The organism is Pseudomonadota bacterium, from assembly GCA_039815145.1.
Classification (GTDB): Bacteria; Pseudomonadota; Gammaproteobacteria; order Steroidobacterales; family JBCBZW01; genus JBCBZW01.
On sequence record JBCBZW010000156.1, the window covers coordinates 1 to 10394 of the forward strand.

The following is a 10394-nucleotide window of genomic DNA, read 5'->3' on the forward strand; positions in this document are numbered from 1 at the left end:
CACTCGGTTGCGACGAGTAGGCCGGGTTCACGTTGTCGAGCAGCACGATCGGACATCGACGGACTCGAGCAAGCACTCGCAGGCACCCAGGCGCTCACCACCAGCTACCGCGAGATCCAACTCAGAGACGGTCACGGCGGATTCCACGCAGTGATGCACCACAGTGGTAGTGGTCTGATCCTGGAATTGGAGCCCGTAGGCGGCGGTCTCGACTCGCAAGATCTGTTCGTGCGCGCCACCCACTTCGCCACCCGCTTGCAGCGGGCCGAGAGTCAGCGACAGTTAGAGGAGCATGTCGTCAACGAGGTCCGTGCGCTGACCGGCTTCGATCGGGTCAAGCTCTACCGCTTCGATGAAGACTGGAACGGCGAGGTCGTCGCCGAGAGCAGGGCTCCCCACATGGTGAGCTACCAAGGCATGTGCTTCCCGGCCTCGGACATCCCGCGCCAAGCCCGCGCACTGTATGCGAAGAACTACGTAAGGCTGATTCCCGATGTAGCCTACCGCCCCGTCGCCCTGTCACCGAGCGACCACTGGCCCGGTGAGGCCGAACCGATCGATCTAACACATTCAATTCTTCGGTCCGTCTCCCCCGTCCACCTCGAGTACCTGGCTAATATGCAGGTGGGCGCCTCGATGTCCGTCTCGGTGATGCAGAACGACAAGCTGTGGGGGCTCATCGCCTGCCATCACGCGACACCGCTCTACGTGCCGTACCCCAAGCGCATGGTCGCCGAGCTTCTCGGCCACACCTTCTCCGCCGTGCTGAGCAACACCGCCCGACACGACGCCGAGGCCAGCATCCTCCACCTTGAAGCTGCCGTACGGGGACTCGCCGCCGCCCTGAGCCCCGACGAATCGCTCCTCGAGGCAATGCAGTCGCAGCACCAGAAGATGCTGGAAGCGGTGGACGCCGACGGCATGATCCTACGCATCGAGGGCAAGGACCTCGCCTTCGGCACGACCCCCGAAGTGTCGTTCACCCAACAGCTGATCGCCTGGCTGGAATCGAACCACGACGATCGCGTGTTCGTGACCGACTCCGTCTCCCGCGACACGGGGCTGCACAGCGTCGGCCAGTCCTGCGCGTGCGGAGTGTTGGCCGTGCCCGTGAGCGCCTCGGTTGAGGACTTCGTCATGTGGTTTCGCAAAGAGCAGTCGGAGCAGGTCATCTGGGCCGGACGGCCAGAGAAGCGCATCAGCCAAAGTGCCGTTGGTTTTCACCTCTCACCGCGCGCCTCTTTCGGTCGCTGGCGCGAAGTGACCCGCGGGTGCTCGCGTCCCTGGGAGCCAATCGACATCACCTTGGGCACGCGCATCGCCGACCTCGTGCTCAGCAAGAATCAGGAGGCGTCTCTTCGCCAGGCGCGTTACGACCTTCGTTCGGTGCTGGACAACTCCAACGCCTACATCATCATCACGGATCCCGAGGGCAGGGTCAGCAACCTGAATGCGCGCGTGGCGGACGAGTTCCAACTCAACGCGCCATCGCTGGCTGGCAAGTCGCTCGCGGCAGTGCTACCCAACGCGTTAGCTCAGGCCCTTGAGAAGCATCGCGAAGTCCTGCTCCGCGAGCGAAAGCCCGTGAGCTTCGCGGTGAGCTTCCGCTCACAATCGAACGACGTTCACCTCATCACCTCTCAGTTCCCCCTCTACGACGCCTACGATGACATCTACGCCATCTGTAGCATCGCCAACGACATCTCGGAGCTACGAAAGACCCAGTTGGATCTCGAACAAGCCAACACCGAACTCGAGCAATTCGCCTACATCGCCTCACACGACCTGCGCGCTCCTATGCGCAGCATCGACAGCCTGGCCGAGTGGATCGGCGAGGACCTGCAGAGCGACACGCCGGAGGAAGCAACTGACAAGCTCGACATGTTGCGGGGGCGCGTGCAACGGCTCGAGGCGTTGCTCGACGACATCCTGCTGTACTCCCGCGTCGGCAAGATGAAGGAAGCCGAACAAGAGATCGATGTCGGGGAATTGGTGCGCGACACCGCGGCCGAATCAAACGCACCTGAGGGCTTCGACTTCGCCATTTCCCCCGATCTACCCCGGTTGCTGACGGCGCCAACACCATTGCGGCAGATTTTCGGAAATCTCATCACGAACGCCCTAAAACACCATGATTCGCAGGCAGGGACCATCAAAATCGATGCCTACGACAGCAGCGATGAGATCATCTTCTCGGTCGTCGATGATGGACCGGGCATCGATCCGAAGTTTCACGAGCGCGTGTTCAAGATGTTTCAGACCCTGAAATCACGAGACGTGGTGGAAGGTTCCGGGCTGGGCCTGTCCATCGTGCAGAAGCTTGTGAGGTGGCAGGGCGGACGCTGTTGGATCGAGTCACACGCGGGCCAGCGCGGCACCAGCGTGTTCTTCACATGGCCAAGACACTTCAACGCGAAAGGGGCATCGGGTGGCGCCGCAGACGAAGGGCAGTAAGGAAGTCCATATCCTCCTGGTGGAGGATGACCAACTAGACGTGACGCTTCTAAAGCGCTCTTTCACCAAGGAGAAGATCTCCAATCCCATCTCCGTGGCGGGTGATGGCATCGAAGCGCTGGAGATGCTGCGCGATGGCCGCGTCCCCAAGCCCTACCTGATTCTGCTCGACATCAACATGCCTCGTATGAACGGCCACGAGTTTCTCCAGGAGGTGCGCCAGGACCCCGAGTTGCACGACGCTATCGTCTTCGTCCTGACCACATCCAACGACGAGGAAGACCGCTTTCGTGCCTACGACCGCAATGTCGCCGGCTTCCTGGTCAAGCGCAACGCTGGCCCTGGGTTCCTGGATGCAATCAAGCTGATCGACGCCTACTGGCGCGTGGTCGAATTCCCAAGCTATCACCCTGGATAGGTGAGCGCCTACTCCCATACCCCCGGGCATGGGGTGAGGCGCCGCGTGGTGGCAGCGGCCCGAGCGGCCACCGTACGCATCAGCGCCTCATTCTCCGCGTCCACTCCAAGGCTTCTCTGCATCAGCTCCTCCGCCTCCCCCAGGTCGCTGCCGACGCGCGCGTGGTAGGCATCCACCGCCGCGTCCGACCAGAGGATCAGGCACTCGGCCCGTTCCCGCCCCGTGAGCGCGCGTCCGGCGAAGCTGCGCATCGGCAGGTCTTCGAGCAGGCGCTTGTCGTGGGCGCGATGGCCGGACTCGTGGGCCAGGACCGCCGGCTCGCCCTCCGGCACCAGGGAGACGGAGATGACGAGCAAGGTGGCGTCATCGCCCGTGAAGTAGATCGGACTGGTCGCCGTGAGGCCGGCGTAGACTTGGTCCGCCTCCTTGCCGGCGGCGATGAAGTTCACCTCCAAGCCATGATCTTCCCCGAGCAACGCGTCGAGTTCGGCGCGTACCAGGGCGTTCCATTCGACGGGCGATAGATCCTCGAGCGCTCCCGGTACGGTCACGACGCGCTCGATGAAGACATCTTCCCCGGGCGTGCCCGTGCCGCGCATCTCCAAGCCATGGGCCACGCCCACGGCGCTCAACGCGAGGGATGCGAACAGCGCATGCCGCACCGCTACCACAAGCTCTCCACTTGGTCGTCGCGGCCGGTCATCTCCCAGCGAATCAGGGAGATCGGAATCTGCCCCGACGCACGAAAGCGATCGTGAAAGGCGGCAAGGTCGAAGCCCCTTCCCTGCTCTGCCGCCACCTCCGCGAGCAGTGCCTCGAGTTCCACCTTACCCATGTAATAGCCGATTCCGTAGCCTGGCTGGCGCAGGTAGAGCTCGAGATCGAAGCGGGCGATCGCATCGTTGGGCCCCATCCAGTAGGGGGTGCGGGCGGTGAGCGACTCGAGGGCCTCGGCGTAGGTCCAGCGGTTGTGGTGCATCTGAATCTCCGGCAACACGCGCGCCGCACGCTTGGCTTGGAGGATGTAATGGATCTCGCGCGTGTTGGGGCGATCGCTCAGCAGGCCTGCCTGGAGGATCATCTCCTCGAGGTACATGGCCCACCCCTCAGCGCGGATCCCACTGATGAAGTACAGACGCGCGTCGCCGCGGATCGGTCGCTCATCCCGCCGCAGCTGAAGGGCGTCGAACAGGTGACCGGGCACATTGTGCGCGCGCAGGGGCAAGGGCGATCGATCCTCGGCCTGGCGGAAGAAATGGCGTTGAATGGGCGCCTCGAAGGGGCCGGGCTTAGCCGGATCACGGTCGGCCGGCAGGATGTAGGGCCCCTCCCCCGTCGCCGGCACCAGCCACTCCGGCACGGTCATCAGCTTTTCCTCGCGCAAGAAGGCGAGGAGCTGTTGATCCGCTTGCGCACGCCGGCGTTCGAACTCCTCGAAGGACGTGGCCGGCTCGATCATGGGGATGGCCCGGTTGCGACGCTCCTCGAGCTTCAGAAACACCAACGAGCGTTGGTACTCGCGCTCGCCAATCACGCGCATCTCCTGCGCCGTGTACGGGAAGAGCAGCACGTGGCGCAGGTACCAGTCGTACTGCGCTTCGCCGATGCCGCCATGGGGCGGGAGATCACCTTCGATATCCACTAGCCATGCGTGGAACTCGCCGGCCGCTTGCGCCGCCTCCTTCGCCAGGGGCGCGAGCGCCGAATGGTGCTGCGACAGCTCCTCGGCCATGCGCGCGTATACGTTGCGCTCGATGCGCTTCTGCTCGATGGCGAGGCGGGCAAGGTCGCCGCGGGGATCGGTGAGCTGCTGGCGGGCCCGCGCCAACACGCGCGGCACGGCCCGTAGCTTCGCGGCGAACTGTTCGACCTCCCCCTCATCTTCCAGGGGGAGGCGCGGTATAGCGATGGCCCCGAGCATCTTGGGGCCGAAGCCGAGGTTGGTGGTGCTGTAGAAGGCGGGATCGCGAGCCCAGGGTTGGAGCACGCGGTGTTGGAAATCCAGACCTCGCATTTCGGCCAGCAGCAGCATGCGATCGACGCGCAGGGGAATGGGCCAATCAGCGTCGTCGATCGCATCCAGGCGGGCGCGGAGGGTCTGCAGCGCCTCGTGCTGGGCTTGCATGGCGGCGGGGGAGTAGTCGGCGACGCCCTCGCGCCACTCGCCCTGGGCGAGCTGGCGGAAGCGAGTGTAGAGGGCTAGCAGATCGTGGTATCCGGGCACTGACTGGCCGAAATCCGGAGCGTGGCCGCGAGTAGTGAGCCATGGCGACTCGGAACCCTGCGCGCTTGCTACGATCTGGCATGTGGCCACACAAAGCCAAATAGCAAATTCAGCGCACCTCCGACTCCATCGCATCGGGTTCTCCCGTCTTCCCGCCGTACAACAACGATCAGTTTGCGCGAACGCGCCGCGATACGCTCATCGATACCGCAAACACTAGCGAAGCCTAACGGCGAGCCTACAACCCTGGGTTAAGCCAAGCACACTGCACGCGAAACCACCTTGAGCGGTCCTCGCCTTGGTACGGCGATCCCGTCAAGCTCTACCGCATCCTTGCCAACTACCGTGTAAGCTATTCAGGGTCGGAGCGTGGCGGCGAGGCCAGCACGTCGCGCTTTGTTCGAATGCTTAACTTTGCACTAGGATCGGCCGATGGCGCGTATCTTTTTGAGCTATTCACGAGCCAGCATCGAACAAGCGCTGGCACTCGCTCGAGATATCCAGGCGCTCGGTCATACCGTGTGGCTCGATCAGGAGCTCAGTGGCGGGCAAGCGTGGTGGGACCGTATTCTGGAAGAAATCCGTGAATGCGACGCCCTAGTTCTAGCCACAGATCCCGCGTCACTTCGCTCCGCTGCGTGCCGTTGCGAGTACGAATACGCTACAGCAGTCTACGCGCCGATAGTTCCGGTTGTCTTGTCTGCATCAGTCTCACCGAACCTTCTGCCACCTGCGCTACAGAAGCTACACCTAGTCTCTTACACCGAACCAAATCGTGAAGCTGCGCTACGACTTGGGCGCGCCATCTCCTCCGTACGAACGCGGAAACCTCCCCCAGACCCATTGCCGGAACCTCCACGCATCCCAACATCCCCAGCGTCACGCATTAGCTCTCGCCTAAACGTGAGCGGGGAGCTTAGCCGAACCGAACAGGCATCAATACTGCTTGAGTTGCGTCAAGCACTCAGAGAGCCGGAACACGTATCAGATGCAGTCACACTTCTGAAGAGCTTTCGGGCCCGCACCGACCTTTTGGCAGTGGTTTCAGAGGAACTGAATGAGCTACTTCATCGCTACGGCACACAAACCGAGAGCATCTCTTCAGGCGCCTCACCTGCCCAAACTTCAGCCTCAAGCATGGAAAACCGTGGAGATAGTGGAGACCATGCACAGCGGATATCCCCGAGACTAACGGCCGCGCTTATTGGGTTCATAGTAGGCGCGACGATCGGAATTGCTGCGGTAGTGCTTACCGAACCCACTTCACGCTGGCCGATTGGATTGCTCACTGGGTTAGGGATAGGCGCGGCAACTCTGCTCGCCTATCGAGATCGCATTTCGATACTACTTGCTGGCAGCGGTGGCGTTCTCTTGTTCGCGCTCGTCGCTGCGGCACAAGATCCGAGCTGGGTTAGCATCGCCTTTTGCGTGGGGCTTCCATCCGGAAGTACGGCCGGGGGAGTCTTGGGGATAACATGGCGAGTGGTCTGGTCCAGGATCATGCTGCGGCGACGGCAAGGGTAGTCTGTCGGTAGACGGACGAGCATGGAACGTCCCAAAACAAGCATCCAGACAAATCACCCGCAGAGGTCAGGTTGATCCCCAACTTCTACGGAGCGGAGTCAGACGCTCGAGGCTCCCCCCGGACCACGATTCGCAACTCCAGATTTGTGCACCGCTCACGCGACAAAACTTGACCGGCTGCGTCATTCGTAAGAGCATCGTCGCGCGTTGTGGGAGAGACCGGCCGCACGGCCGGCGCCGAAGGAGCAACCGCCCCGGAAACTCTCAGGTACCGAGGACCGCTGCGCACAAAACACTCTGGAGAGCGGTGAGCCCACGTGCTCACCCACCGAAGGGGACAAGGTGCGGCGGCCGCCACACCCGAATCTTTCAGGTCCACGTGACAGAGGGGGCAAGACACCCGGCGGGCGCTCACGAGGTGCTGGCCGGCTCTCTTGGCTGACCGCACCCTCTGGAGCCCACGTGAGCACGACGCGCCCCATCGACATCGACCTCACCGCCAACCCCGCGGACGAGAGCACCCCCCACTACAAGCCCTACGACTTCGCCAACCGCCGCCACATCGGCCCATCGCAGCCCGAGATGGACGCGATGCTCGAGGCCCTCGGCGTCGACAGCCTCGAGGCGCTGATCGAGCAGACCATCCCCGCCAACCTGCGCCTGCAGGAGCCGCTGGACTTCGGTCCCGGCATGGCCGAGGGCGACGCCCTGAACTTCGTGCGCGAGACCGCGAGCAAGAACCAGGTGCTGCACTCGATGATCGGCCAGGGCTACCACGGCACCACCCTGCCGCCGGCGATCCAGCGCAACATCCTCGAGAACCCCGCCTGGTACACGGCCTACACGCCCTACCAGCCGGAGATCAGCCAGGGGCGCCTCGAGGCGCTGCTCAACTTCCAGACCCTCGCCTCGGATCTGACGGGGCTGGACGTGGCCAACGCCTCCCTGCTCGATGAGGCCACCGCGGCCGCCGAGGCCATGGGCGTGGCGCGACGGACCAACCGCGCCAAGGTGAACACCTTCTTCGTCGACCAGGATTGCCTGCCGCAGACCATCGCCGTGCTGCGCACCCGCGCAGAGCCGCTAGGCCTGCAGATCGTCGTCGGCGATCCGTTCACGGACCTCGATCCCGCCACGGTGTTCGGCGCTCTATTCCAATACCCGGGCGTCAACGGCGTCATCCACGACTTCACCGCGCCGATCGCTGCCTTACACGAACATAAGGCGGTGGCCGTCGTGGCCGCGGACCCGATGGCCCTGTGCCTGCTCAAGCCGCCCGGCGAGATGGGCGCGGACATCGCCGTGGGGTCGATGCAGCGCTTCGGCATGCCCATGGGCGCCGGCGGCCCCCACGCGGCGTACATCGCCGTGCGCGACAAGCTCAAGCGCGCCCTGCCCGGCCGGCTGGTGGGCGTCTCGCGCGATGCGCGCGGCAACCGCGCCTACCGCCTCGCCCTGCAGACCCGCGAGCAGCACATCCGCCGCCAGCAGGCCACCTCCAACATCTGCACGGCGCAGGTGCTGCCGGCGGTGATCGCGTCCATGTACGCCGTGTTCCACGGCCCCCAGGGCCTGCGCGCCATCGCCCGCTCGATCCATAAGCGCGCCGTGGTCATCGCCGAGGGCCTCGAGCAGATCGGCTTTGAGGTGCTACCCGACGCGTTCTTCGACACGCTGACCATCCAGGTCGACGCCTACCAGGGCCTGATCGTGCGCAACGCCCTGCAGGAAGGCATCAACGTGCGCCGCATCGGCCGCGATCGCATCGCCCTCACGGTGGACGAAACCACCCGTCGGCCGCACATCGAGGGCATCTGGCGCGCCTTCGGCGGCTCGCGAGTGAAGGTGGAGGAGAGCCCGGGCTTCGAGCGCCTGCCGCAGGCGCTTCGCCGCACCAGCGAGTACCTCACCCACCCGGTCTTCCACATGAACCGAGCGGAAGCGGAAATGACCCGCTACATGCGCCGCCTCGCCGACCGCGATCTTGCCCTCGATCGCGCAATGATTCCCTTAGGTTCGTGCACGATGAAGCTCAACGCCACGGCGGAGATGCTGCCCATCACCTGGCCCGAGTTCTCGAACATCCACCCCTTCGCCCCCGCCGACCAGCGCGCCGGCTACGCGGAGCTCATCGAGGATCTCTCCGACAAGCTCTGCACCATCACCGGCTTCGACGGCCTCTCGATGCAGCCGAACTCCGGCGCCCAGGGCGAGTACGCGGGCCTGCTCACGATCCGCGGCTACCACCACGGCCGCGGCGACAAGCAGCGGGACGTCTGCCTCATTCCCTCCTCCGCCCACGGCACCAACCCCGCCTCCGCCGCCATGTGCGGCATGCAGGTGGTGGTGATCAAGACCGATGACGGCGGCAACATCGACGTGGACGACTTCCGCGCCAAGGCGGAGGCCCACGCCGATCACCTCGCGGCCGCGATGATCACCTACCCCTCCACCCACGGCGTGTTCGAGGAGACGATCCGTGAGGTGTGCGACATCGTCCACGAGCACGGCGGCCAGGTGTACATGGACGGTGCCAACCTCAACGCCCAGGTCGGCCTCGCCCGCCCCGGCGACTTCGGCGCCGACGTCTGCCACCTCAACCTGCACAAGACCTTCTGCATCCCCCACGGCGGCGGCGGCCCCGGCATGGGCCCGATCGGCGTGAAGGCGCACCTCGTGCCCTACCTGCCCGATCACCCAGCCAACGGCGCTGCAGCCGGGAGCCCCACCGTCTCGGCGGCGCCCTACGGCTCCCCGGGCATCCTGCCGATCTCGTGGATCTACTGCCTGCTCATGGGCGGCGGCGGCCTCACCCAGGCCACGCGCGTGGCGATCCTGAACGCCAACTACATTGCCCAACGCCTCTCTAAGGCGTACGACATCCTCTACACGGGCGGCAACGGACGGGTCGCCCACGAGTGCATCGTCGACACGCGCCCGCTGAACGACAAGGCCGGCGTCACCGTGGACGACATCGCCAAGCGCCTCATCGACTGCGGCTTCCACCCGCCCACCATGAGCTGGCCCGTGGCGGGCACGTTCATGATCGAGCCCACCGAGTCGGAGTCGAAGGCGGAGCTGGATCGCTTCTGCGACGCCATGCTGGCGATCGCCGAGGAAGCGGCCGCCATCGAACGCGGCGAGGTGGACCGGGAGAACAACGCGCTCAAGAACGCACCGCACACGGTGGAAGATCTGGTGGGCGACTGGGACCGCCCCTACTCGCGCGAGACCGCGTGCTTCCCCGCTGGCGCCTTCCGCATCGACAAGTACTGGCCGCCGGTCAACCGGGTGGACAACGTGTACGGCGATCGCAACCTGGTGTGCGCCTGCCCGCCGCTGGAGGACTACGCGAGCGACGAGTAGCCGCTCGTCAGCGTGGCCGGCGACCCACCCGTCGCCGGCCATGCGTCCGCCGCGGAACGATGCGCGCGCCCGCGACTCAAACGACTCAGCTAGAAATCCGCAACCTGGGGAGAGTTGCCGTGAGGGAGTATCGATTCGCCGAGTTCCGCTTCGACGCGGTCCGCCTCGAGTTACGTCGGGGCGACGAACTCATCGCCCTGCGTCCGAAAACCGCGGCGCTCCTGGGCGTGCTCCTGGCGCATGCGGGGCAAGCGGTGAGCAAGGCGGATCTGATCGAACGCGTTTGGCAGCGCGGCCACGTGCAAGACCAGAGCCTGTTTCAGGCGATCTCGGCCCTGCGCGCCGCCCTCAAACCCCTCGACGCCATCCGCACCCACCCGAACCTCGGCTACGCCTGGGTGCAGCCGC

Annotated in this window: 6 protein-coding genes and 1 riboswitch; of the genes, 4 read left to right on the top strand and 2 right to left on the bottom strand. The window is 64.7% G+C overall.

Going from position 1 to position 10394, the window contains the following annotated elements:
- Both AAF184_22385 and AAF184_22390 read left to right on the top strand, forming a co-directional pair.
- Positions 1-2454, top strand: a 2454-nt coding sequence (locus AAF184_22385; GenBank protein MEO0425100.1) for an ATP-binding protein, incomplete at its 5' end; no start/stop codon positions are given.
- Entirely contained in the window at positions 2429-2872 is a 444-nt protein-coding gene (locus AAF184_22390; protein ID MEO0425101.1) for a response regulator, read from the top strand. The genes AAF184_22385 and AAF184_22390, both read left to right, overlap by 26 nt.
- A gap of 8 nt (positions 2873-2880) precedes the next feature.
- Here AAF184_22390 and AAF184_22395 read toward each other — a convergent pair whose 3' ends face one another.
- Positions 2881-3543: a hypothetical protein gene (locus AAF184_22395; protein ID MEO0425102.1), complete on the bottom strand. Its 663-nt coding sequence runs from the start codon at positions 3541-3543 to the stop codon at positions 2881-2883.
- On the bottom strand, positions 3537-5096 hold the full coding sequence (locus tag AAF184_22400) for a DUF885 family protein (GenBank protein MEO0425103.1): 1560 nt from the start codon (positions 5094-5096) through the stop codon (positions 3537-3539). Before AAF184_22400 ends, AAF184_22395 begins: the two co-directional genes overlap by 7 nt.
- Before the next feature lie 1724 nt (positions 5097-6820).
- A riboswitch (glycine riboswitch) is annotated at positions 6821-6911 on the top strand.
- Positions 6912-7106: 195 nt separating this feature from the next.
- Here AAF184_22400 and gcvP point away from each other — a divergent pair.
- Together gcvP and AAF184_22410 are read left to right on the top strand one after the other, a co-directional pair.
- Positions 7107-9986 (top strand): aminomethyl-transferring glycine dehydrogenase, encoded by a 2880-nt coding sequence (gene gcvP, locus AAF184_22405; protein MEO0425104.1) that lies wholly within the window; start codon positions 7107-7109, stop codon positions 9984-9986.
- Positions 9987-10105: 119 nt separating this feature from the next.
- A partial coding sequence (locus AAF184_22410; GenBank protein ID MEO0425105.1) for a winged helix-turn-helix domain-containing protein occupies positions 10106-10394 on the top strand: 289 nt, incomplete at its 3' end.